The organism is Streptomyces sp. NPDC002537 (assembly GCF_053594975.1).
In genome coordinates this window covers 108,221-130,798 of sequence record NZ_JBSFWT010000005.1, presented here as the reverse complement: position 1 = coordinate 130,798, position 22,578 = coordinate 108,221, and the positions used below count along the sequence as shown (strand labels likewise).

General features: G+C 70.7%; 19 protein-coding genes. 8 read left to right on the top strand and 11 right to left on the bottom strand.

Annotation, left to right across the window (positions count from 1 at the left end; genetic code table 11):
- Positions 1–52: 52 nt before the first annotated feature.
- The 5 genes from ACWD4A_RS04130 to ACWD4A_RS04110 all read right to left on the bottom strand — a co-directional run bounded on the left by ACWD4A_RS04130 (position 53) and on the right by ACWD4A_RS04110 (position 8,632).
- Entirely contained in the window at positions 53–775 is a 723-nt protein-coding gene (locus ACWD4A_RS04130; protein WP_451189245.1) for a hypothetical protein, read from the bottom strand.
- Positions 772–2,631 carry a hypothetical protein gene (locus ACWD4A_RS04125; protein ID WP_451189242.1) on the bottom strand — a complete coding sequence of 620 codons (1,860 nt, stop codon included), beginning with the start codon at positions 2,629–2,631 and terminating at the stop codon, positions 772–774. Before ACWD4A_RS04125 ends, ACWD4A_RS04130 begins: the two co-directional genes overlap by 4 nt.
- Positions 2,632–4,632 (bottom strand): hypothetical protein, encoded by a 2,001-nt coding sequence (locus ACWD4A_RS04120; protein ID WP_451189239.1) that lies wholly within the window; start codon positions 4,630–4,632, stop codon positions 2,632–2,634.
- 318 nt (positions 4,633–4,950) lie between these two features.
- Positions 4,951–6,867, bottom strand: coding sequence for a phosphocholine-specific phospholipase C (locus tag ACWD4A_RS04115; protein WP_451189236.1), 1,917 nt, complete (start codon positions 6,865–6,867; stop codon positions 4,951–4,953).
- A 142-nt stretch (positions 6,868–7,009) separates the two neighbouring features.
- The gene (locus tag ACWD4A_RS04110; protein WP_451189233.1) at positions 7,010–8,632 is read right to left on the bottom strand and encodes an acyl-CoA synthetase; all 1,623 of its coding nucleotides are present in this window, start codon (positions 8,630–8,632) and stop codon (positions 7,010–7,012) included.
- A 174-nt stretch (positions 8,633–8,806) separates the two neighbouring features.
- Between ACWD4A_RS04110 and ACWD4A_RS04105 the strand changes: the two genes are divergently transcribed.
- From ACWD4A_RS04105 to ACWD4A_RS04085, 5 genes are all read left to right on the top strand, one after another.
- Positions 8,807–9,607 (top strand): crotonase/enoyl-CoA hydratase family protein, encoded by an 801-nt coding sequence (locus ACWD4A_RS04105; RefSeq protein WP_451189231.1) that lies wholly within the window; start codon positions 8,807–8,809, stop codon positions 9,605–9,607.
- A gap of 12 nt (positions 9,608–9,619) precedes the next feature.
- Positions 9,620–10,588 carry a Zn-ribbon domain-containing OB-fold protein gene (locus ACWD4A_RS04100; RefSeq protein ID WP_451189228.1) on the top strand — a complete coding sequence of 323 codons (969 nt, stop codon included), beginning with the start codon at positions 9,620–9,622 and terminating at the stop codon, positions 10,586–10,588.
- Positions 10,588–11,643, top strand: coding sequence for a lipid-transfer protein (locus ACWD4A_RS04095; RefSeq protein ID WP_451189225.1), 1,056 nt, complete (start codon positions 10,588–10,590; stop codon positions 11,641–11,643). The genes ACWD4A_RS04100 and ACWD4A_RS04095 overlap by 1 nt, the downstream gene beginning before the upstream one ends.
- A complete protein-coding gene (locus ACWD4A_RS04090; protein WP_451189222.1) occupies positions 11,640–12,806 on the top strand; it encodes a thiolase domain-containing protein in 1,167 nt (388 codons plus the stop codon). Before ACWD4A_RS04095 ends, ACWD4A_RS04090 begins: the two co-directional genes overlap by 4 nt.
- Before the next feature lie 76 nt (positions 12,807–12,882).
- Complete coding sequence (locus tag ACWD4A_RS04085) at positions 12,883–13,137, top strand: DUF397 domain-containing protein (protein ID WP_451189219.1); 255 nt, start codon at positions 12,883–12,885, stop codon at positions 13,135–13,137.
- A gap of 142 nt (positions 13,138–13,279) precedes the next feature.
- On the opposite strand, the gene ACWD4A_RS04080 is transcribed toward ACWD4A_RS04085, so the two are convergent.
- From ACWD4A_RS04080 to ACWD4A_RS04065, 4 genes are all read right to left on the bottom strand, one after another.
- The gene (locus ACWD4A_RS04080; protein ID WP_451189216.1) at positions 13,280–14,296 is read right to left on the bottom strand and encodes an isopenicillin N synthase family dioxygenase; all 1,017 of its coding nucleotides are present in this window, start codon (positions 14,294–14,296) and stop codon (positions 13,280–13,282) included.
- Between the two features lie 162 nt (positions 14,297–14,458).
- Positions 14,459–14,542 (bottom strand): putative leader peptide, encoded by an 84-nt coding sequence (locus tag ACWD4A_RS04075; protein WP_451189352.1) that lies wholly within the window; start codon positions 14,540–14,542, stop codon positions 14,459–14,461.
- A 157-nt stretch (positions 14,543–14,699) separates the two neighbouring features.
- Positions 14,700–15,095, bottom strand: coding sequence for a rodlin (locus ACWD4A_RS04070; RefSeq protein WP_451189349.1), 396 nt, complete (start codon positions 15,093–15,095; stop codon positions 14,700–14,702).
- A gap of 313 nt (positions 15,096–15,408) precedes the next feature.
- Positions 15,409–15,888 (bottom strand): DUF1453 domain-containing protein, encoded by a 480-nt coding sequence (locus ACWD4A_RS04065; protein WP_451189213.1) that lies wholly within the window; start codon positions 15,886–15,888, stop codon positions 15,409–15,411.
- Between the two features lie 70 nt (positions 15,889–15,958).
- Between ACWD4A_RS04065 and ACWD4A_RS04060 the strand changes: the two genes are divergently transcribed.
- Positions 15,959–16,564 carry a TetR/AcrR family transcriptional regulator gene (locus ACWD4A_RS04060; protein WP_451189210.1) on the top strand — a complete coding sequence of 202 codons (606 nt, stop codon included), beginning with the start codon at positions 15,959–15,961 and terminating at the stop codon, positions 16,562–16,564.
- A gap of 280 nt (positions 16,565–16,844) precedes the next feature.
- A complete protein-coding gene (locus ACWD4A_RS04055; RefSeq protein ID WP_451189208.1) occupies positions 16,845–17,345 on the top strand; it encodes a hypothetical protein in 501 nt (166 codons plus the stop codon).
- 75 nt (positions 17,346–17,420) lie between these two features.
- Here the strand turns inward: ACWD4A_RS04055 and ACWD4A_RS04050 are convergent, their stop codons facing one another.
- Both ACWD4A_RS04050 and ACWD4A_RS04045 read right to left on the bottom strand, forming a co-directional pair.
- Complete coding sequence (locus ACWD4A_RS04050) at positions 17,421–19,433, bottom strand: N-acetylmuramoyl-L-alanine amidase (protein ID WP_451189205.1); 2,013 nt, start codon at positions 19,431–19,433, stop codon at positions 17,421–17,423.
- Positions 19,434–19,663: 230 nt separating this feature from the next.
- Complete coding sequence (locus ACWD4A_RS04045) at positions 19,664–20,773, bottom strand: aminoglycoside phosphotransferase family protein (protein ID WP_451189202.1); 1,110 nt, start codon at positions 20,771–20,773, stop codon at positions 19,664–19,666.
- Between the two features lie 245 nt (positions 20,774–21,018).
- Here ACWD4A_RS04045 and ACWD4A_RS04040 point away from each other — a divergent pair, with 245 nt between their 5' ends.
- A complete protein-coding gene (locus ACWD4A_RS04040) occupies positions 21,019–22,530 on the top strand; it encodes a DNA-binding protein NsdB (RefSeq protein ID WP_451189199.1) in 1,512 nt (503 codons plus the stop codon).
- Positions 22,531–22,578 lie beyond the last annotated feature (48 nt).

The window sequence follows — 22,578 nt, the reverse complement described above, 5'->3', positions numbered from 1 at the left end:
CCCGAAACCGGCGCGTTCGGATCACGCGCCCGGCGCCGGAGCCCGGAACGGCTCAGAACTCGATCTCGAGGTCGACGTTGCCCCGGACCCTGATCTTCTTCCGTTCCGTGCCGGGGAATTGTCTGCCGTCGTCCCTCTTTTTCTTGATGGAGAACTTGTCGCCGACCCTGTCCCACTGACTGATCTTGAACTGGGGGATCTCGTACTTGTCGATCATGTCGGTCTCCAGGCCCCGGAGGACGGTGATCGCATCGTTCTTGCTGTGGGTCCTCAGATAGGTGTCGAGGTTCCCGTCGAGGGCCTTCAGCCGGTTGAACCGGTCCTTCGTGATGATCGGTTCACAGCCGGATTCGAACTTGTCCTCGGGGTCGTCGCTCCGGTTCTCCTTCTTCGGTCCGACGAACGCGTTTCCCGGGGCCGTACCGTAGATCAGGGTGAAGTTGTCCCACCCTTCCCCGGGAATCGACTTCTTCGGATCGTGCGTGTAGGTGGGGAGTTGTCGGAGCAGCGCGATGATGTTATCGCGGTCCCAGTCGGTCAGGGTCGTTCGGTAGTCGGGAAACCTGGCGGCCATGCGGTCGGCCATCCGCTTGACTTCGGCGATGCGATCCGGATATTCGATCAAATCGTTCCAGAAGGCGGCCAACTTGTGGTACGGAACAACGTGATGCCACACCAGCTCGATGCCGTCGTACCTTTCGAGGGGCGGATAGGGAGGAATCCGCGAGCCTTTCTTCATGGACAGGTCGCGCGCTTCCCTCTTGGAACCGATCATGTCCTTCTCCTTCGGCTCTTCGCCATGGGCAGGGCGAAGATGTGCAGTGCCCCATTGCCGCAGGAAGCGATCCAGGGGCCGGTCCGGCTGATGTCTCCGTTCTGTACGGTGACCCGGTAGCGGAACCGGGCCGGGAAGCCGGGGGCGTCGGGGAAGACGATCCAGCGGCGGGCCCGGTGGTCCTTGTCGCCCTGCCACCGGAATTCGGCGCAGTGCGTTCCGTCAGGATTTCCCGACGCGTCCAGCGCTTCGAGACGGACCCGCACCGTCTCGTTCTTTCCGACTCTCCGGTGGAGGAGGATCGGATGGACATCGAGATGCCGCACCATGGTGACCGATACATCGATCGCGGCGTCGTTGAGCAGCGCGCCGTTCGGGCCCGGGTCGATGTCGATCTCCTCTGCGTCGTTCTGCACGACGCAGAGTTCGCCGCTCGCCTCCGCCCCGGGCCGCAGTTGCACCCGGCGTTTGACGAAGGTCCGGTCCGAGGTCCAGTCCGGCGGTGGGTCGGCGATCTCGTCCTTGGACTTCTGGGTGGTGCGGTAGACCCATGTCCCGGGTTCTCCGCCGGCGCCCGACGGGCGGGGGAAGGCCCGGCCCTCCCAGAGGATCTTTCCGGTGGTGTCCGGGTAGCCGCAGCAGGCCGAGACGGAGGCGACGGCCGGGTTGTCGTGGGCGATGACCGGCCGGAAGACCCGTTGCAGGGTGTGGGCCGTGTCATCGGGATAGTGGCTGAAGAAATAGGTGGCGGGCTCGGCGCGGATCTCCTCGAACTCCGTGGAGAAACGGGTCGAGACACCGATCGGCCGGAGATAGCGGAAAGCGCCCTCGGCGACGCTGTTCAGCTCTGGGTCGGGCGGATCGGCCGGCGCGACCCGCCAACTGGTGCCCCAGGGGTTCGGCGGCCCGTCCGCGTCGGTGGCCAGGGCCGTGGGCGCATGGCCCGCCCCCTCCAGCACGGCGGCGCGGGCGAGTTCGAGGAACCGGCCGTCCGCGCAGCCGGAGTGCCGGAGCAGATTCCGCACGAATCTGCTGTCGTCCGGCACGGTGTGGTCGGGGACGCAGTCGACCGTGAGATCACCCGCCGTACGCAGTCGCTCCAGGGCGCTTCCGATCCGGTCGAGGGTGATGTCCCGGTCGGCGCCCCTGGTCTCCTTCAGGAGCTCCGCGCGGACCGCGGGCCAGTTCCCACGCAGGGAGAAGCTGTCGGTGGGGGCGATGAATTCGATGCCCAAAGTGCGGTTCACTGTGAGGGGTTCGGCGTTCTCCACGACCGCCCGGTGGAACAGCTCCGTGTAGTGCTTTCCCATCAGCGTGGTGTACGTACGGCGGTCCTGCACGGTGATCGGCCCGGTGTCGGCGCCCTGCTTCTCGCAGTACCAGGGATCGGCACCGGTCAACCGGCGGACGACATGCTGGGATTTCACCCCCGTTCCGGAGAGCGTGGTGTGGGTGAAATGGAAGGTCAGCGGAATGTAGGCCTCCGACCACCAGGACGCCGTCCCCCAATAGGGGTCCGATATGGTGGAGTCCATATAGAGCTTGTGGGTGGCGTTGTTGATGATCTCCTTCGGGATGTCGGCGGCGAGAGTGAACCGCACCGTTCCGCAGACGTCCTCCTGCGCTCTGCCACCCAGCCGGGCGTAGCGGGTGAAGGAGAAGTCGTACGGGCGCGGACCGGTGCCGTCCTTACGGGCCAGGTACAGCCGGTCGAGCATCCAGTAGAAGGTGGACACCTGGCAGCTCGATGTCCGCGTCGAATTCAGCACATCGGGATAGAAGACGAAGCGGTAGCCGTCGGTTTCGACGGTCCGTGCGCCGTCGACCTCGGTCGGCCCGCCCTGCCACTCCTCCACCTACTTCCGGCCCTTGAACCTGAACGTCACGCCCTGACCGTTCTTCTTGGGGATGACGGCCGCCAGCGTCGCCGTATTGGTGAACTTGTAGGCGGTCTCCCACTCCGAGCCCTCGTCGACATCGGTCACCTTGATCTTGTAGCGGAACCGCTTCCCGGTCCCGGGGGCCGGGCACACCACCCACCTGCGCGCGGTGTGGATGTTCGCCGGCTCGCAGAGGAAGTTCGCGGGGTCCCGGCCGACCGGCTTGTCGTCCTTGTCCACCGGTTCCAGGGTGAGTTCGGCGAACTGGTCGGCGGTGAGCCGGCCCATGAACCGGACGGTGACCGACATCAGCCTGTTGGACTCGGCCCTGACTTCGACGTCCTGGTTGAGGGGGGTGCCGTTCTCGCCCGGGTCGATCCTGAGTTCCGACTGGCCGCTGTCCAGCTGGGTGACGACGAACTGGTCGTTCGGGTCGGGCTCCTCGAAATGGATCACCCGCTTGACGAAGCTCCGGTCCGGTTCCCAGCCCGGGGGAGGGTTGACGACATCCTCCTTGCCCTTCTGGACGGTGCGGTAGACCCAGTGCTCCAGCGTCTCGTTCGGGGCCGGGCGGGTGAACACATGGGAATCCCAGAGGAGTTCACCCTTGACGTTCGGATAGCCGATCTGCACGGAGAGGCTGTTGTAGACGCCGGTGTTCCAGGCCGCGATCGGGATGCACACCCTGGCCAGCTTCTTCGGCCAGTCGTCCAGATAGACGACGGGGAAGTACTTCTTCTCCGCCTCGGCTCCCCCGGTCGCCATCTCCTGGAGCATGCCGTCCAGCGAGCTGGAGACCACATGCTTCTGGAAGTGGGAGAACTGGGTCTCCTCCCGATAGCTCAGCGTGAGCGTGGTCTCCTCGTACCCGGACTTGAGCGCCAGGGAGAAACCCCAGGGGCTGGCCCCCGACCCGGAGGACGAGGCTTCCGCGGCCGACTCCTTCACGGGGGCCGGCTCGAAGATGACACGCTGTGCCTCCTGCATGAATTTGTCGAGCAGCAGGTCGGACTTTTCTCTGAGGTAGTCGTCGATCTTGTCCGACCCCGGGAAGTTGCCGGCCGGGGTGATCTTGACTTCGATGTCGCCTGTTTTCCGGAGTTCGTCGAACCGCAGCTTGATGTCGGCCGTGGCCCAGAAGCCATGCGCGTTGGCATGCGTGGAGAAGTGGTGGTAGATGCTCTTCCACGCTCCCGAGATCTCCAGCTTGACCTTGGGTGTCCACATCTGGATCTGCATGACGGAACTGGCGAAGATGGGGCTCGTCGTGCTCCCTTTGAACCCCTGGTGGAGGATCTGCGCGGGATAGCTGCCGACCAGCGCCGAGAAGGCGTGCTCGGCCGCGGGGTCGATCGAGCCCGCTCCGGCGCCCTGGAGAACCCAGTACCAGTTGCCGATGTCGCCGTCCCGCTGGGGTGTGCCCTTCACCATTTTGTCGCGGTTCTTCTTCCCCAGATACCCGGAGGTACGCAGCTTGAGGGCACCGCTCTTCTCCTTCTCGTAGTACTTGTAACCCTCCGCTGTGAGCTTGGTGTTGGAGATCGAGGTGGTGTTGGACATCAGGAGCACGGGTGTGAAGAGGGGCGTGATTCCCTTGTGGTCCCAGAGCCCATGGGAGTGGCCCTTGGTCGCCTCGACGACCTTCTGCTGGGCTTCGGTCATCGCCGCCGCGGGGATCCTTCCGGTGGTGGTGAGACTGAGCAGCCCGCCCACGCTCTCCTTCGTCGCTTCCTTCTTCTCCTTCTTCTCGTCGCTCGCCACCCCGCCCACGAAGCGCAGCAGGCTGAACTTGAAGTCGCCGGTCTCGCCGTCTCGCCGGGCGATGGACAGCTGGCTGGGGACCCAGTAGAAGACGGGGCTCTTGCCTTCCTTGACCAAGTCGTAGTTGTTGGCATCCGGGTAGAAGCTGACGCTGTAGCCCTGGGCGGTCATGGTCTGAATTCCGCCGGCCATCGTGGGGCCGATGGGGTCCGTCATGGAGAAACACCTCACACCTGTCATGTGACAGTCCACAGGAACATCCGAAACGGAACGCCACAGCGCGAGGAGAAACGGCAGACGAAAGAGACTCGCGGAATTTCGGGCGAGGTCGGATAGGAAGATCGTGACAAGGGTGAGTGACGACCGCAACCCGGAGAGTGAGCCATGGAGGCATTGGCGACTGCGTGTGACGGCGGACTCTCGGGGTTCAGGACGGTGATCCCCCGCCACACCCGTCCGCGCCACACCCGTCCGTGCGCCGCCCGGACCCGCCGAGGACCGGGCGGCGCCCCGGCCCCGCCGGGCCGGCCGGTGTCAGGCGAAGACCCGCCCTGCGAAGCGCCGTTCGAAGCCGTCGCCCGCGTCGGCCGTGACGGTCACGTCGTACGCACCCGACGAGGGGACGGCGAGCGTCAGCTCGGTGCGGTCGCCCGCCGCGACAGCGGCGGTCGTGCCGTCCGAGACGGTGAAGGTGACACGGGTGCCCCCGCCGTTGGTCAGGAGGAGCCGCAAGCCCTGCGCGGAGGCCGTCACGGACGCCTCGGGGTGCGCCTTCGCGGCGTCGGACCAGGTGCGGACGTCGCCCTTGAAGCCGCGGAGGTAGCCGTCGGGGCCGTGCAGGTCGACGTCGTACTTGCCGCCGCCGTAGGTGAGGGCGCTGAAGTAGTCGCTCGCGCCGCCGCCCACGGGGACGGTGTAGTGCCAGGCCTCGTAGGCCCGGTGGTTGACGGTGTAGGCGCTGAACCCGGCGCCCAGGGTGCCGGTGTTGACGACCTTGAACCAGAGGCGGTGGGTGGCGGTGTCGGTCCAGGACGTGGTGTCGAAGCCGTAGCCGGTCGGCCGGGCCGGGCGGGTGCCCTCCTCCTGGCCGGGACGCTGCGCGGAGGCGGGCGGCTTGGCCTCGGGCAGCGAGTGCTGCCGGTCGCAGGCCGCGACGAGGGCCGTGGTGTCCGGCAGGGCGGGGAAGGAGGCGTCCTTCGAGGCGAAGTCGAAGGCGCTCATCAGGTCGCCGCACACCGTGCGCCGCCAGGCGGAGATGTTGGGCTCCTTGACGCCCGTCCAGTTCTCCAGGAAGCGCAGCGGCGAGGTGTGGTCGAGCACCTCGGAGTGGACGTACCCGCCCCGGCTCCAGGGGGAGATCACGGTCATCGGGACGCGGGGCCCGAGGCCGATGGGCGAGCCCCCGATGAACTCGTCCGGCGTGCCGGACGGCGGCACCGGCGGGGCGACGTGGTCGAAGAAGCCGTCGTTCTCGTCGAAGTTCAGGAAGACGACGGTCTTCGCCCAGACCTCGGGGTGCGCGGCCAGCGACTCCAGGACGTACTTCGCGGTGTAGTCGGCGCCGTACGCGGGCGGGTAGGCCGGGTGCTCGGACTGCCGCTCGGGGGCGACGACCCAGCTCACGGCGGGCAGCGTGCCGTTCGCGACGTCCTGGCCGAAGGCGTCGGCGGAGCGCCGCTGCATGCCGTTGACGAAGAGCGGGGAGTCGGGCTTGGCGCTCTTGAACTGGTTGAACCAAGCGAGCGGGTTGTCGTCGTAGTTGTCCTGCTGCTGGTAGACCCGCCAGGAGATCCCGGCGGCCTCCAGCCGCTCGGGGTAGGTGGTCCAGCCGTAGCCCTTCTCGGAGTTGTCGGTGACCGGGCCGCCCTGTCTGCCGCCCGGGTCGATCATCCCCGTCCACTGGTAGAGCCGGTTGGGGTTGGTCGGCCCCTGCACGGAACAGAAGTACTGGTCGCAGATGGTGAACGCCTCGGCGAGCGCGAACTGGAACGGGATGTCGGAGCGCTGGTAGTAGCCCATGGTCCAGGCGCTCTTGGCGGGTATCCAGTTGTTGTACCGGCCGCCGTTCCAGGCGCTGTGCGTCCCGGACCAGCCGTGGTCCAGGTCGCGGACCCGCTGGGCGTCGGTGGCGGCCGTGTCCAGGTGCCAGGGCGTCAGCACACCGCCGCCGAGCGGCCCGAGCGAGGTCTGGCGCAGGACGTCGGAGCCGTTGGGGAAGCGCAGCAGCGAACGGTCCGCGAAGCCCCGCACGCCCTTGAGGGTCCCGAAGTAGTGGTCGAAGGAGCGGTTCTCCTGCATAAAGATCACCACATGCTCGACATCGTCCAGCGTGCCGGACGGCGAACTCGCGGCCATCGCCTGCTGGATCGGGAGCGGCAGGGCGCCGAACGCGGCGGCGGCACCGGTGCCGGCGGCCGCGCCGAGGAAACCACGACGGGACAAGGGGGTCATTGCGGACTCCTGGGGCCGGGGACGAGGAGGGGACGCGCCGATTGAAGGCCCGCGCGGCCACCGGCGCCCCAACGCGCGCGGAGTGCCCCGTGTCCACCGGGCGCACAGGAGATGTCCCGCGTCTCAAGACCTGGCAAAGGCGCTACGGGCCGCCGTCGCCGGACGCCACGGCCCGCGCCCAGCGGTAGTCCGCCTTGCCGCTGGGGGACCGCTCGATGCGGTCGGTGAGCACGACGCTGCGGGGCACCTTGTATCCGGCCAGCCGGGCGCGGCAGTGGGCCTGCAGCATGTCGAGGGTGAGCGGCCCCGCGCCGGGCCGGGGCTGGACGACCGCGGCGACACGATGCCCCCAGCGGGCGTCGGGGACGCCCGTGACCAGCACGTCGTACACGTCGGGGTGGGCCTTGAGGGCCTCCTCGACCTCCTCCGGATACACCTTCTCGCCACCGGTGTTGATGCACTGCGAGCCACGCCCCAGGACGGTGACCACACCGTCCGCGCCGACGGTCGCCATGTCCCCGAGCAGGACCCACCGTTCGCCCCGCGCGTGGAAGAACGTCTCCGCCGTCTTCACGGGGTCGTTGTAGTAGCCGAGCGGCACATGGCCGCGCTGGGCGACGCGCCCCACCGCCCCGGGTGCCACCGGCGCGCGCGTCACCGGATCGACCACGGCCGTGCGGTCGTTGACGCGCATGCGGAGGCCCCGGCCGCGGCCGTCCGTGGCGGTGCCGTTGAAGCCGGACTCCGACGAGCCGAAGTTGTTCAGCAGTGCCACATGCGGCAGGAGCGCCGTGAACTGCGCCCGCACGGTGTCCGAGAGGACGGCCCCCGAGCTGCTCACGCTGAACAGCGACGAGCAGTCGGTGCCCCGCAGCGGCCCCGCCAGTGCCTCCACCAGGGGCCGCAGCATCGCGTCACCGACCAGCGAGACACAGGTGACCCGCTCCTTCGCGACGGTGCGCAGCACCTCCTCCGGCACGTACTTGCGGTGCAGGACGACCTTCTGGCCGAAGTGGAAGGCGATGAACGCGGTGAGCGTGGACGTGCCGTGCATCAGCGGCGCGGTGGGGAAGAAGACGAGCCCCTCGCCGCCCGCCGCGACCCGCTCGGCGAGCTCCTCCGGCCGGCGCACCGGCTCGCCCGTCGGCGCACCGCCGCCGAGCCCGGAGAAGAAGAGGTCCTCCTGCCGCCACAGCACGCCCTTGGGCATCCCGGTGGTGCCCCCGGTGTAGATGATGATCCGGTCGTCGCCGGAGCGCGCCCCGAAGTCGCGCCCCGGAACGCCGGACGCCTCGGCGTCCGCGAAGGGGACGGGCCGGACACGGGGTTCGGGCGCGCCCTCGGGAGGGTCGCCGACCCGGACGAGGTAGCGGAGCCGGTCCGCCCGGGGGAGCGCGGCGGCCACCCGCGCGGTGAACTCCGCGTCGAAGACCAGCGCCGCCAGGTCGGCGTCCCGGTAGAGATAGGCCAGCTCCTCCGCCACATAGCGGTAGTTGACGTTGACGGGCACGGCCCGGAGCTTCAGGCACGCCAGGAGGGTCTGCAGATACTCGACCCCGTTGTAGAGGTGGAGCCCCACGTGCTCGCCGGGCCGGACGCCGCTGTCGCGGAGGTGATGGGCCAGCCGGTCGGCCGCCGCGTCGAGCCCCGCGTACGTCAGCCGCCGCTCGGCACCGCTCCCGGGGTGCTCGACGTGGACCAGGGCCTCGCGTCCGGGCACCGTGTCGACGACCGACTCGAAGAGGTCGGCGAGGTTCATCTCCATGCGTTCTCCTGCCCCTCGGCGCGCGGCCACGGCGTCCCGGCGGTCATTAGAGCGCCGGGGGGAACGGGTGGGAAGGGGAACCGGCCCATCAATCTGACGGGAAGTCAGAAAACTCTTGAAGTGCGGCCCCGCCTCCGCCACCCTGTTCTGCGTCGCCGGACAGGAGGACACCTCATGGGCGGGACCGCACACCTGAAGGTCGAACGCGTCGGAGCCACGCTGCTGCTCACCCTCGACCGGCCCGAGGCCAGGAACGCCCTCTCCCTGCCGATGCTGGTCGGGCTCCACGACGGCTGGGCGGAGGCGGACGAGGACGACGACATCCGCTCCGTCGTCCTCACCGGCGCGGGCGGGGCCTTCTGCTCCGGCATGGACCTCAAGGCGCTCGCCGGGCGGACCGCGGCCGACGATACCTTCCGGGACCGGCTGAAGGCGGACCCCGACCTGCACTGGAAGGCCATGCTCCGCCATTACCGCCCGCGCAAACCCGTCATCGCCGCCGTCGAGGGCCCCTGTGTCGCCGGGGGCACCGAGATCCTCCAGGGCACCGACATCCGCGTCGCGGGCGAGAGCGCCACCTTCGGCCTCTTCGAAGTGCGCCGCGGGCTCTTCCCCGTCGGCGGCTCCACCGTCCGCCTCACCCGCCAGATCCCCCGCACCCACGCCCTGGAGATGCTGCTCACCGGCCGCCCGTACACCGCCCGCGAGGCCGAGCGCATCGGACTCGTCGGCCGCGTCGTGCCCGACGGCACGGCCCTGGCCGCGGCCCTGGAGACCGCCGAGACCGTCAACGCCAACGGGCCGCTGGCCGTCGAGGCCGTCAAGGCGTGCGTCTACGACACCGAGGGGCTCGGCGAACGGGAGGCCCTCGCGCTCGAACTCGAACGCGGCATGCGCGTCTTCGACACCGCCGACGCGAAGGAAGGCACCCGCGCCTTCGCGGAGAAGCGCCCGCCCGTCTTCCGCCGCGCCTGACCAGGGGGAGCCATGTCCGAGATCCTCACCGCCCCCCTCGTCGTCGAATTCCCCTTCACCCGCTCCCTCGGACCCGTCCAGAGCGCCTTCCTCACCGGACTGCGCGAACGCGTCGTCCTCGGCGTCCGCGCCACCGACGGACGCGTCCTCGTCCCGCCCGTCGAATACGACCCGTTCACCGCCGCCGAGATCCGCGAACTCGTCGAGGTCGCCGCCACCGGCACCGTCACCACCTGGGCCTGGAACCCCGCCCCCGGCCCGCGACAGCCCCTGCCCACCCCCTTCGCCTGGGTCCTCGTCCGCCTCGACGGGGCCGACACCGCCCTGCTCCACGCCCTCGACGCCCCCGGCCCCGACGCCGTACGCACCGGCATGCGCGTCCGCGTCCGCTGGGCCCCCGACCGCACCGGAGCGATCACCGACATCGCCTGCTTCGAACCGTACGCGGGCGACGAACGGGACCGCGCGACACCGCACACGACATCGCATACGACGCCGCACACAGGGGAGTTCGACGACCCCGTCACCGGCATCACCACCCCCGCCCGCCTCGACTACACCTACGCCCCCGGCCGTGCCCAGAGCCGCCATCTGGCCGCGCTCGCCCGGCACCGCATCACCGGCGAACGCTGCCCGGTCTGCCGCCGCGTCTGCGTACCGCCCCGCGGCGCCTGCCCGGCCTGCGGCGTCGCCACCGAGGAAGAGGTCGAGGTCGGCCCGCGCGGCACCGTCACCACCTTCTGCGTCGTCAACATCAAGGCCAGGAACGCCGCGATCGACGTCCCGTACGTCTACGCCCACATCGCCCTCGACGGCGCCGACCTCGCCCTCCACGGGCGCGTCGCCGGCCTCCCGTACGACCAGGTGCGCATGGGCCTGCGCGTCGAGCCCGTATGGACCGAGGGCGCCCGCCACCCCGACCACTACCGGCCGACCGGCGAACCCGACGCCGCCTACGACACGTACAGGGAGCTGCTCTGATGCGCTGCCCCCGCGATGTGGCGATCGTCGCCTTCGCCCAGACCACCCACCGGCGCTCCTCGGAGGACGTGTCCGAGACCGAGATGCTCCTGCCCGTCCTGCGCGAGGTGCTCGACCGGACCGGACTCGCCCCGGGAGAGGCCGGCTTCACCTGCTCCGGTTCGAGCGACTACCTCGCCGGCCGCCCCTTCTCCTTCACCATGACCCTCGACGCGGTCGGCGCCTGGCCGCCCGTGGCGGAGTCCCACGTGGAGACGGACGGCGCCTGGGCGCTGTACGAGGCATGGGTCGAACTCCTCACCGGCGGCGCCGACACCGCCCTCGTCCACGCCTGCGGCAAGTCCTCCGCGGGCGACCTCGACGCCGTCCTCACCCGGCAGCTCGACCCCTACTGCGCCGCCCCGCTCTGGCCGGACCCCACCGCCCTCGCCGCACTCCAGGCACAGGCCCTCATCGACGCGGGCGAGTCCGACGAACAGGCACTCGCCGCCATCGCCGACCGCAACCGCACCGCCGCCCGCGCCAACCCGTACGCCCAGCTCCGCGGCCCCGTCCCGATGGGCGGCCGCCGCGTGGGCCCCCTGCGCACCGGCGACTGCCCGCCCGTCGGCGACGGCGCCGCCGCGGTCGTCCTCGCCGCCGGGGACACCGCCCGCCGCATGTGCGAACGGCCCGCCTGGATCCGCGGTCTCGACCACCGGATCGACCCCCAGGGCCTCGGCCTGCGCGACCTCACCGACGCGCCCTCCGCCCGGCTCGCCGCCGAACACGCCGGAGCCTTCGACGCATCCGTCGACACCGCGGAGATCCACGCGCCCTTCACCGCGCAGGAAGTGATCCTGCGCAAGGCCCTCCGCCTCGGCGACGACGTGACGGTCAACCCCTCCGGCGGCGCCCTGGCCGCGAACCCGGTCATGGCGACGGGCCTGATCCGCTTCGGCGAGGCCGCCGCCCGCATCCACCGCGGCGAGTCCCACCGGGCGCTCGCCCACGCGACCTCCGGACCCTGCCTCCAGCAGAACCTCGTCGGCGTGCTCGAAGGGGAGGGCCGATGACCGGCGAACCCGTGGCCGTCGTCGGCATCGGGCAGACGAAGCACGCGGCCGCCCGCAAGGACGTGTCGCTCGCCGGGCTCGTCCGCGAGGCCGCCCTGCGCGCCCTCGCCGACGCCGAACTGACCTGGGCCGACATCGACGCCGTCGTCCTCGGCAAGGCGCCCGACTTCTTCGAGGGCGTGATGATGCCCGAGCTCTACCTCGCCGACGCGCTCGGCGCCGTCGGCAAACCCCTCATGCGCGTGCACACCGCCGGATCGGTCGGCGGCTCCACCGCCCTCGTCGCCGCCAACCTCATCGCCTCCCGCGTCCAACGGACCGTCCTGGCCGTCGCGTTCGAGAAGCAGTCCGAGTCGAACGCCATGTGGGGCCTGTCCCTGCCCGTCCCCTTCCAGCAGCCCCTGCTGGCCGGCGCGGGCGGCTTCTTCGCCCCGCACGTACGGGCCTACATGAGGCGTACCGGGGCCCCCGGGTCCGTCGGCGCGCTCGTCGCCTACAAGGACCGCCGCAACGCCCTCAAGAACCCCTGCGCCCACCTCCACGAACACGACATCACCCTGGAACGGGTACAGGCGTCGCCCATGCTGTGGGACCCGATCCGCTACTCCGAGACCTGCCCGTCCTCCGACGGCGCCTGCGCGCTGGTCCTCACCGGCCGTGGCGGCGCGGCCCGCGCCCCGTACCCGCCCGCCTGGATGCACGGCGGCGCCATGCGCAGCGAACCCACCCTCTTCCCGGGCAAGGACTTCGTCTCGCCCCGCGCGGGCCGCGACTGCGCCGCGGCCGTCTACCGCCGGGCGGGCATCACCGACCCGCGCCGCGAGATCGACGTGGCCGAACTGTACGTCCCCTTCAGCTGGTACGAGCCGATGTGGCTGGAGAACCTCGGCTTCGCGGCCGAGGGGGAGGGCTGGAAGCTCACCGCCTCCGGCGCCACCGGACTCGACGGCGACCTTCCGGTGAACCCCTCCGGCGGGGTGCTCTCCACCAACCCCATCGGCGCCTCCGGCATGCTGCGCTTCGCCGAGGCCGCCCTCCAGGTGCGCGGCCGGGCGGGCGAGCACCAGGTCGACGGCGCCCGCAAGGCCCTCGGCCACGCGTACGGCGGGGGAGCGCAGTTCTTCGCCATGTGGCTGGTGGGGAGCGAGCCGCCCGACGGCTGAGGCCGGGCGCGGCCTGTCCGGCGCCCGCCGTGCTCGCTAGGGTGGGCCGCGACGACGACCGGGAGGAGCCACGGACGTGGCGAAGAGCACGAGGGAACGACCGGAACACGCTGTCAGGCCGGAGCTCGACCTCGCCAACGCCGCGTGGCAGCCGGGCAGTCGCGGTATCGGCGACGTCCAGATCGCTTTCGTCGAGGGCTTCATCGCCATGCGGCGCGGCCGGGCGCCGGGCGGCCCGGCCGTGGTCTTCACCCCGATGGAATGGCGAGCCTTCGTCCGCAGCGCCCGAATCGGCCGCTTCGACCACCCCCGCCCCCGGCCGTTCCCGTAACGCCGGACGGGCTGGACGGGGTGCCCGATCCAGCCCGTCCTGGGGGCACCTCCCGGCGTTAGCTGGGGGAGTTTGAGGACGCGCCCGAAGGCGCTCCCGCCGCAGGCGGCAAACGGCCCGCGGCCGAAGTGGAAGGGAACGGTCACCCCACCGGCGAGCCCTCCGCCAGGAGCCCGGCGTGGAAGCGCCGCGCCACCCCGGGATGCGCCCGCAGCCACCCCTTGATCTCATTGCGCCCGTACTCCGCGTACAACGGATTGGCGGAGTCCTGTGTGACCCCGGGCGCCCGGTCCGCGTACGGGAACGGCACGGGCTCGATCCGCGCGTCCAGCCGCGGGTTGTAGAAGAACGGCACGGAGTAGCGCTCCCGGTTCCCGGGCGGGCTCACCACACGGTGGTTGGTCGCCTTGAGGTAGCCGTTGGTCGCCACCTCCAGCAGCTCGCCGAGGTTGATCACGAACGCCCCCGGCATGGGCGGCACATCGCGGAACACCCCGTCGGCGCCCTCCACTTGGAGCCCCCCGACCTCGTCCTGGAGCAGCAGGGTCAGGAAGCCGTAGTCCTTGTGCGCGCCGACGCCCTGCGCCGCGCCATCGGGCGCGCTGCCGGGGTAGCGGACGAGCTTCAGGTGCAGGTGGGGGCGCTCGGCGAAGGCCTCGTCGTAGAAGGCGGGCGGGGCGCCGATCGCGGCCAGCAGCTCGTGCAGCAGCCGCTCGGCGACCGAGCTCAGCCGGTCGATCCAGTGCAGGGCGGCGGTCCGCAGCTCGGGCAGGGCGGCGGGCCACTGGTTCGGCCCTTCCAGCCACCAGTAGCCGGGCTCGTCCCCGGTGGGTATGCGGGGCGCGCGCTCGGCGCCTATGTCGATCTGGTCCCGCCAGTCCTGGCTGCCGCCGGTCCGCTCGTCACCGATCCGGGTGTAGCCGCGGAAATGGGGCGAGTTGAGGTTGCTGACGGCCAGCCGCTCCTCCTCGGGGAGGGCGAAGAACGCCCGCAGCGTGCGCATCAGTTCGGCGGTCTCGGACTCGGTGATCCCATGCCCGGTCAGGTGGAAGAAGCCCACGTCGCGGGCGGCGGCGTGCAGCGTCTCGTGGAAGACGGCGCGGTCGGCGGCGTCGCCCGAGGCGGCGGAGAGGTCGATGACGGGAAGCTTGTTGCTCATGAGGACATCCACTTGCGTGAAGGCCCGGTACGTACGGCGGTACGCCGGACGGCCGCGCGGCCGCCGCGGAGTACGCGGACAGGGCAGGCGGGGGGACCGGGAAGCGGCAGGAAGAAAGAAAGCAGGCCACGGCCCGGTAAAGCGGGCTGGGCGGGAGGAAGGTCAGCCGTAACGGCGACAGGACATGCTCGTGACGCGGAGGAGGTCCACGTGGCGGCGTTTCACGAGCATGGTCACGTTGCCCATCGTATACGACGCTGTAACAAACGGGCCGGGGCCGTCCGGCGGGCCGGGCAAAGGGGGACACAGGCCCATCCCTGCCCCAGTGGGCACAAGGGAAATCCCCCTTCCCCGGGGCCTTCGCGCCCGGGGAAGGGGGATCTCGGTCGAGCGGTCGCCGCTGTCAGCGGCCGTTGCCCGAACCGTTGCCCGACAGGATCGGGATCTCGTCGAGGATGTGCGACAGCTGCGCGTCGCCATCGTTGATCGTCGAGTTGTCGGTGCACTGCTGCTGGTTCTGCTGGGTGAGGATCGGAACGTCCTGGACACCGACGTTGATCAGTGCGATGAGCGACTGGAGGCCGATCTTGCCGATACCGAGACACGGCTTGTTGAGCGTGCCCTGGATCAGGCTCATCTGCGGGCTCTGCTCACCGCCGGTCTTGGTGTTGCCGTAACCGGTCTTGGAAGCGTTGCCGTTCCAGACGTCGCCGTCGTTGCCGATCGCCATCGCGGGGGCGGCGACGGTGCCGACCGCTGAAGCCGTCAGAGCGGCTGTGGCGAGAACCTTCTTGAGCACGTCCGTGCCTTTCGATTGCGCCTTCTCGGGAAGTGTCCTGAGTAACTCGACCTCATTTGCAGAGGTTTCGGACATTCACTCATTTGCGCCATCAGGCCGTCGGTCCGGAAATGCCGGGAGTGTCGCCGCTGTTCCAGGCAAAACCTCCGCTAATGGAATGCATTTGAGCGATGGCGGCGGAACAGTCCGCATATGCCTGGTAGCGTGCTGCGCGCGGCGGGTCTTCGGCCGTCAGCCCGCCCGGACGGCGCCCCCACAAGCCACGTCCGGGCGGGCTTTTGTGTCCGGGTGTGGCTTGTGGGGGGGGGCGCGATCACGTGCGTTTGCGCTCCGGTGCGAACGGCACCCCGCTCAGCAGCCCGCGCAGACCGACCGCCAGCGCCTCGCCGAGGAAGCTGACGCCGATGCTCAATTGGGTCGGCCGCGCCTCCTTGTGCATCCCCGCCTTGGCGGCGAGCAGCCCGAATCCGGCCATGACCAGGAACGAGACCACGAGGACGAGGAAGGTCCGTGCGGTGTAGCGCTGCCACAGCACCCCCTCCTTCTCGAACACGGCGATCGCGGAGCCGCGGAGCGCCCCGAACGCCACACCCAGGACGGCGCCCGCGCCCGCCCAGACGAAGTCCGTCCCTGTCAGCCCGTGGGCCTTGGTCAGGGATATGACGCCGATGCCGGTCAGGACGACCGGGGGTATCAGGAGGTCGCGGGCGTTGAGGGGCTCCCCCCGCAGTCGCTTGATCACCACGCCGATCGCCACCACGGCGATGATCCCCCCGAGCAGCCAGCCGTTCACTTCCCGCCCCCGTCTTTTTAGCTTGTGTGTGCCAAAAAGATATTAGCTTGACCGTGCTATAAAGGCCAGCATGCCGAAGATCGTCGACCCCGGGGCCCGCCGCCGCGCCGTGGCGGAGGCCGTGCTCCGCGTCGTGGGCAGGGACGGCCTGGACGCCGCCTCGCTGCGCAACGTCGCCGACGAGGCCGGGCTCGCCATCGGGTCCGTCCGCCACTACTTCACCGACCACGACGAGATGGTCATCTTCGCCATGGGGGAGCTCGCCGACCGTGTCGAGCGGCGCGTCCGGGCCCACGCGGACCGCATCCTCGCCGCGGCGCCGGCCGACCGCCGCGGCCCGGCCGAGGAACTGCTCACCGAGTTCCTGCCGCTCGACGAGGCGCGCCGCGAGGAGGCGGCGCTGTGGATCGCCTTCACCACCGCGGCCCGCACCCGGCCCGGACTCCGGCCGCGGGCCGTCGAGACGCAGGCGAACATGCTCGTCCTCCTGGACCGCGTCGTCCGCGGCGGGCAGGAGTCCGGCACCCTGCGGGCCGATCTCGACGTCGAGCTGGAGAGCCTGCGGCTCGCGGCCCTCGTCGACGGGCTCACGCTGCAGGCGGTGCTCGAGCCCCAGCGGCTGGCGGCGGATGTTCTTCTGCGGGTGCTGCGGCGTCATTTGGACGGGTTGAGGTAGGGCTCCGTCCGGGAGGTGCCCCCAGCGGCGGGAGCGCCCTGCTGGGGGTCCCCCCGGACGAAGTCTGGGGGAGCGTCCTCAATCGCCGGACGGGCTGGTTTCGCGGACCGTGGCGCTGAGTCCGCAGGCCCGTAGGCCCGGAACCACTTGCCGCGCAATTCAGCCCGTCCGGCGATTGAGGACACCGCGCGGAGCGCGGTCGGGGGACCGGGGGTCTTCCCAGGGTCACCACCGGGGGTCCACGACACGCGGCACGGCCCGCGGCACGTACCATGAGGGCATGTCGTTCCTCCGCCGCCGCAGCGCCGCCACGCCCACCGGGCCGGACTTCGACGTCCTCGCCATGGACCCGGGTGACTGGCCCGGCGATCTCGGAGCCGGTCTGCTGCCCGCGCCCGATGGCAGCTGTCAGGGCGTCTTCCTCCGCTACGACCTCTTCGGCGGGCGCGGCCCGGCGATGATCATCGGCAATCTGCCCGAGGGTTCCCCCGCCCGGGAGCTCGGCGAGGGCCAGGTGCCCTTCGAGGTGGCGCAGCTGCTGGTGGCCCTCGGCAACGACGAGCCGGTGCACGTGCTGGAGACCGAGGACATCCCGGTCATGCACGAGGACAACCTCCTGATCGTGCGGCGCCTGAAGTGCTCCGAAGGCCGCATCTCCTGCACCCAGTTCGACCGCAGCGACGGCGTCCTCGTCACCATCGCCAGCTGGGACCGCCCCATCACCGACGAGCTCTACCAGCTGCTCAAGCCGCTGCCCGCGGAGATGTTCCAGCAGGTCTGACCCCGTCGGACGCCCCGTCAGCACACAGGAGCCCGGTACGGAACCCCGTACCGGGCTCTTCGCCGTCCCGCGCCGTCAGCGGTTGGACGGCCGTACGGTCACGTCGGCGGCCTTGACGAAGGCCACCCGGTGGCCGAACTGGATCTCGTAGTACATGTCCTTGCCCCGTATCACCCGGTGACCCGCGGGGTCGAAGGTCTTCGACCACAGATACGCGCTCGGCGCCACCCCGCCCAGTACGTACGCCTGCCCCGCGAGCAGCTTGTACGGCAGCGGTGTCACGTCCTGCACCGGCACACCCGTCGGATACGCCGTCTTCTCCGGATAGGCCCGCCCGTACACCGGGACCTCGTTCGCCCCCGGCCTCGGAGTGACCACCCGGCCAAAGGCGTTGACCGCGGTGGGCTGCCACCAAGGGTTGCGGAACCAGGCCTTCTGTCCCAGGTACCAGATCGCGGTCCACGGACCGTGGCGGTCGGCGATCGCGAACTGCTGGCCGGTGGACGCGCGGGCACCCAGGTCGTTGACGTCGGTCGTCGACACCCCGCCGCCCGGGTGCAGCCCGACGTCCTTCACCAGCGGGGCCCGTTCACTCGGCGCGGAGTAGAGCCGGACCGCGCCCGAACCGTGCGGGTCACAGGGCTTGCCCGGCTCCACGCAGCCGGTGTACGGCACCTTGTTGGCCTCGTAGTCGGGCCGGATGGTGACCAGCCCTCCGAACAGGCCGCCCGTCGGCCGGAAGGGCCTGTCCAGCAGCTCGAAGTAGTGCTCCCAGTCCCAGAAGGGGCCGGGGTCGGTGTGCATCCCCCTGATCGTCCCCGGGGTCGTGCCCGGCACGTTGTCGTGCCCCAGGATGTGCTGCCGGTCCAGGGGAACATCCAGCTTGTCGGCCAGATAACCCACCAGCCGGGCGGACGTACGGTACATCTCCTCCGTGTACCAGGCGTCCGGCTGGGCGAGGAAGCCCTCGTGCTCGATCCCGACCGACGTCGAGTTCACGTACCAGTTGCCCGCGTGCCAGGCCACGTCCTTCGTCGGAACGTGCTGGGCGATGTGCCCGTCCGCCGAGCGCACGGTGTAGTTCCAGGAGACGTACGTGGGGTCCTTGATCAGCTTGATGGTGGTCTCCCACGACCCCTCGGTGTCGTGGATGACGATGAAGTTCACCTTCTGCGAAGGGGACTTGGGCCGCTCCGCGACATCGTGGTTGCCGTAGTCGGTACCCTGCAACTGCTGGTACGGCGCCGGGATCGACTCGCACGCCACCGAGGCCGGGCACTCCACGCCGCTCTCCGGAGGCGCCGTCAGCCCCAGCCGCCGCACCTGCTCCGTACGGGCCGTCAGATGCGGGCTCCCCGCCAGGGTGACGAGCTGACCGGCGTCGGTGGTGCGTCGCTCACCGGAGCGCAGCACGTCGAAGACATCGCGGGCGAAGGTGGCGGCCGTCGCCGAGTCCTCGGCGCCCGGATAGCTCGCCACCGCGCCGTACCAGTCCGCCGGGTCCGCGCTCGGCGGCAGGCCCAGCCGCTGTTGGGCGGCGGCCAACAGCGCCGCGCCGCCCTGGACGTTGGCCGCGGGATCCCGGCGCAACGCCTCGGGTTCCAGGCCGGAGAGCGCCGCGGCCCGGTCGAGGGTGCGCAGCCGCGCCGGGACCTCGCCGGGCACCGGGACGGCCGGGCGGACGGAGCGGGCACCGACGAGCGGCCGGGCGCCGTCACCACGCGGATCGTCCGGGCCGTCACCACGCTGCGGCGCCCCGGCCAGGGCGGTGACGGCATCGGTCAGGTGCATCGGGCCGTAGCCGCCGGTGACACTGGGCGCCCCGCCGTGGGTGTCCCAGCGGGACTGGAGGTAGGAGACGCCCAGCAGCACGCTCACCGGAACGTGGTACTTCGCGGCGGCTCCGGTGAACGCCTGCTGCAGGGCATCGGAGCGCGGCTGTTCACCGGCGCTCGCCGTGGGGACGCCGGAGAGCGCGGGCAGCAGCAGGGCGGCCGACGCGACGGCGCCGGCGGCCCGGAGTCCACGACGGCTTCTTCGTAGGGCTCTCGGCGGAGAGCTCCGGGGTTCGGGGGCGGATCCTCGCAATGCGGCCTCCTCGGGACGGCGTCCACCGAGCTGGGATGGTAGGTGCGCGATCGGGCGTGCGGGACCGGACGTACCAGAGGTAGCCGCTGGATGACGATCCGTCAATCATGCTGATGCGCCCGTACGGGGGGCCCGGTTGCCTGGAGGCTTCGTTCGTGTGTGCCCGCGAACGAGCGACACGCCGCGCGGAGAGGGCGCGGCGTGTCGGGGTGGAGCGAGGCGGGCGTCTGTCAGCGGGTGCCGACCGCCGCCCGTACGGCGCGCCTGGCGAGCGCGCAGTCGTCGTGCAGCCGACGCAGCAGCAGCCGCTGCTCCTCACCGGAGTCGGCGGCGCCGGGCGTGGCCGATGCGGGCTCCTGCATGGCGCGCTGGACCGCTGTCTCATACGTACGGATCTCGCGGGTCAGTACGAGCATGAGATTCACCAGAAAGGCGTCACGCGAGACCGGGCCCGCCTGCTGGGCGTAGGTGCTGATCTGACGGCGCGCCCCCGGGGCATCACCGAGGACGGCCCAGAGGGTGGCCAGGTCGTACCCCGGGAGATACCAGCCGGCCTGGTCCCAGTCGACGAGGACCGGACCGGCGGGGGAGAGGAGGATGTTGGAGAGCAGGGCGTCGCCGTGGCAGAACTGCCCCTGGACATGGGCGAGGCCGTGCAGCAGCTTCTGCAGGTCGCCCAGGTCGCGATCGGTCAGCAGACCCAGCTCGTGGTAGCGGGTGATCCGCTTGCCGTAGTCGAGCGGCATGTCGAACAGGCCGGCCGGTGGCCGCCAGAGATTGACCCGGCAGACCGCGCCCAGCGCCGCGCGGACATCCGCGCGGGGCGGGGAATCCGCCGGGTGCCGCTGGGCGGCGGCCGGCCGGCCGGGCATCCGCTCGATCAGCAGGGTGCAGTTCTCCGGGTCCGCGGCGATCAGTCGTGGCACCCGCACCGGGGGGCGGTGCCGGACGAACGCCCGGTATGTAGCTATTTCATGGTGGAACCGCTCGGCCCAGGCCGGGGAATGGTCCAGTAAACACTTGGCCACTGCCGTACTGCGGCCGGTGGATCCGACCAGCAGGACCGAGCGCCCGCTGCGGCGCAGCACCTGGACGGGGTTGAACTCCGGGCAGATGCGGTGCACCGCGGCGATGGCCGTACGCAGCTGCGAGCCCTGGGGGCCGGACAAGTCGATTCTCCCGCTGAGCGGTTGGCCGCCGAGCCCCGGGGACCGCCGGGCCCGCCCGCCCGCGAAGGCACCTCCCGCGGCGTGGGAGGGGTCGAGGTACGGCCCGCCGCCGGCGTGCTGCGGACGGAGCTGCCGGGGCGGTGCGGACACGGAGGACGAGGCTGCATACATGGGCGGAACAGATCCCTTCGTGTGCCGACGACTGACGGCGCTCCCCCGGTCTCCCGGACAGGAACACCCTGGGGAATGCTCCGCCGATCCGATCGGCTGTCGGGTGGCCGGGGTGGCGCGTTCCTACATCACACCCGCCCGCGGGTGGCACACCATGTGGCGGACCCTGGCGAACCCTGGCGAATACTCGCTTGGCCCATGACGGCCCGCTACCTTCAAGTCAGCCGAGAACCTGGGGGCTTGACGTGACGAGGGAACCCAACACCCGCCTAGCGGATCTGTTCGGCCTGGCCGGATGGTCCAAGGGCGAACTCGCGAGACTGGTCAACCGGCAGGCGGCCATCATGGGCCACCCGCAGTTGGCCACGGACACCTCGCGAGTGCGGCGTTGGATCGACATGGGGGAATCCCCGCGCGATCCCGTGCCCCGTGTGCTGGCAGCCCTCTTCACCGAGCGACTCGGCCGTGTCGTGACCATCGAGGACCTCGGGTTCGGCCGACGAGGGCGTGCGGGTAAGGGGCAGGCCGCGGACGGGCTCCCCTGGCCGCCCGAGCGGACCGCCGCGGTCCTCACCGAATTCACGGGAATGGACCTCATGCTCAACCGACGCGGCTTGGTGGGCGCGGGCGCAGCGCTCGCCGCAGGCTCAGCACTCAGTAGCGCCATGCACGACTGGCTCCACTCCGATCCGGTCCTCGCCTCCGATGCTCCCCGCTTCACCGATCCCCTGCACCTGGACTCCACGCACGCCGAAGCCGCCGGGCTCGACCGCTACGAGGCGGCGCCGGTGGGCTCCACGGAGATCGACGCGCTGGAGCACTCGGTCGAGGTCTTCCGCGCCTGGGACGCCGCCCGCGGCGGCGGCCTCCAGCGGAAGGCGGTCGTGGGCCAGCTCAACGAGGTGGGCGGGATGCTCTCCTACCACCACCCCGAGCACCTCCAGCGCAGGCTGTGGGGCGTCGCCGCGAACCTCGCGGTGCTCGCGGGCTGGATGTCCCACGACGTGGGCCTGGAGCCCACCGCCCAGAAGTACTTCGTCATCGCCGCCCACGCGGCGCGCGAGGGCGGCGACCGGCCGCGGGCGGGCGAGGCGCTCTCCCGGGCCGCCCGTCAGATGGTCCACCTCGGACGCCCGGACGACGCGCTGGACCTGATGAAGCTCGCCAAGTCCGGCTCCGGCAGCGAGACCCTGCCCCGCACCCGCGCCATGCTCTGCACCATCGAGGCATGGGCCCAGGCGTCCATGGGGCGTGGCCAGGCCATGCGCCGGACCCTGGGCGAGGCGGAGGAGCTGTTCGTGTCGGACAAGGGGGACGTGCCACCGCCGAGCTGGATGCAGATGTTCGACGAGGCGGACCTCCACGGGATGCAGGCGCTGGCCTTCCGCACGCTCGCGGAGCACGATCCGAGCGCCGCGGGTGTCGCCCAGCAGCACGCCAGGGAGGCGCTGGCGCTCCGGTCGGCCGGCTATCAGCGCTCGATGATCTTCGACTACATCTCCATGGCGTCGGCCTGCTTCATCGGCAACGATCCGGAGCAGGCGGACACCTATGCCCGGCTGGCGCTGGTGTCGATCAGCGAGACCTCCTCGCACCGCACCTGGGACCGGCTGCGCGAGATGTACCGGCTCACCGGGCAGTACGCGGGCTACGCCCGGATCGAGGATCTCCGCGAGGAGCTCCAGCAGGCGATGCCCAAGGCGCCGAAGAACCCCGGGAAGGGCGGCCGGAAGCCGGACAAGGGCACGGCCGTGTAGGCGGGGCCCCGGATGTTGTGTCCGGCAGTCTCGCGGGATCTCGGAGGC

Bases quoted from the DNA above. Each gene is read 5' to 3' on its own strand.
- ACWD4A_RS04100 (WP_451189228.1), top strand. From the start codon at position 9,620: ATGTCCGAGATCCTCACCGCCCCCCTCGTCGTCGAATTCCCCTTCACC.
- ACWD4A_RS04080 (WP_451189216.1), bottom strand. From the start codon at position 14,296: ATGAGCAACAAGCTTCCCGTCATCGACCTCTCCGCCGCCTCGGGCGAC.
- ACWD4A_RS04110 (WP_451189233.1), bottom strand. From the start codon at position 8,632: ATGGAGATGAACCTCGCCGACCTCTTCGAGTCGGTCGTCGACACGGTG.
- ACWD4A_RS04090 (WP_451189222.1), top strand. From the start codon at position 11,640: ATGACCGGCGAACCCGTGGCCGTCGTCGGCATCGGGCAGACGAAGCAC.
- ACWD4A_RS04060 (WP_451189210.1), top strand. From the start codon at position 15,959: ATGCCGAAGATCGTCGACCCCGGGGCCCGCCGCCGCGCCGTGGCGGAG.
- ACWD4A_RS04075 (WP_451189352.1), bottom strand. From the start codon at position 14,542: ATGGGCAACGTGACCATGCTCGTGAAACGCCGCCACGTGGACCTCCTC.
- ACWD4A_RS04120 (WP_451189239.1), bottom strand. From the start codon at position 4,632: ATGACGGACCCCATCGGCCCCACGATGGCCGGCGGAATTCAGACCATG.
- ACWD4A_RS04105 (WP_451189231.1), top strand. From the start codon at position 8,807: ATGGGCGGGACCGCACACCTGAAGGTCGAACGCGTCGGAGCCACGCTG.
- ACWD4A_RS04045 (WP_451189202.1), bottom strand. From the start codon at position 20,773: ATGTATGCAGCCTCGTCCTCCGTGTCCGCACCGCCCCGGCAGCTCCGT.
- ACWD4A_RS04095 (WP_451189225.1), top strand. From the start codon at position 10,588: ATGCGCTGCCCCCGCGATGTGGCGATCGTCGCCTTCGCCCAGACCACC.
- ACWD4A_RS04055 (WP_451189208.1), top strand. From the start codon at position 16,845: ATGTCGTTCCTCCGCCGCCGCAGCGCCGCCACGCCCACCGGGCCGGAC.
- ACWD4A_RS04130 (WP_451189245.1), bottom strand. From the start codon at position 775: ATGATCGGTTCCAAGAGGGAAGCGCGCGACCTGTCCATGAAGAAAGGC.
- ACWD4A_RS04115 (WP_451189236.1), bottom strand. From the start codon at position 6,867: ATGACCCCCTTGTCCCGTCGTGGTTTCCTCGGCGCGGCCGCCGGCACC.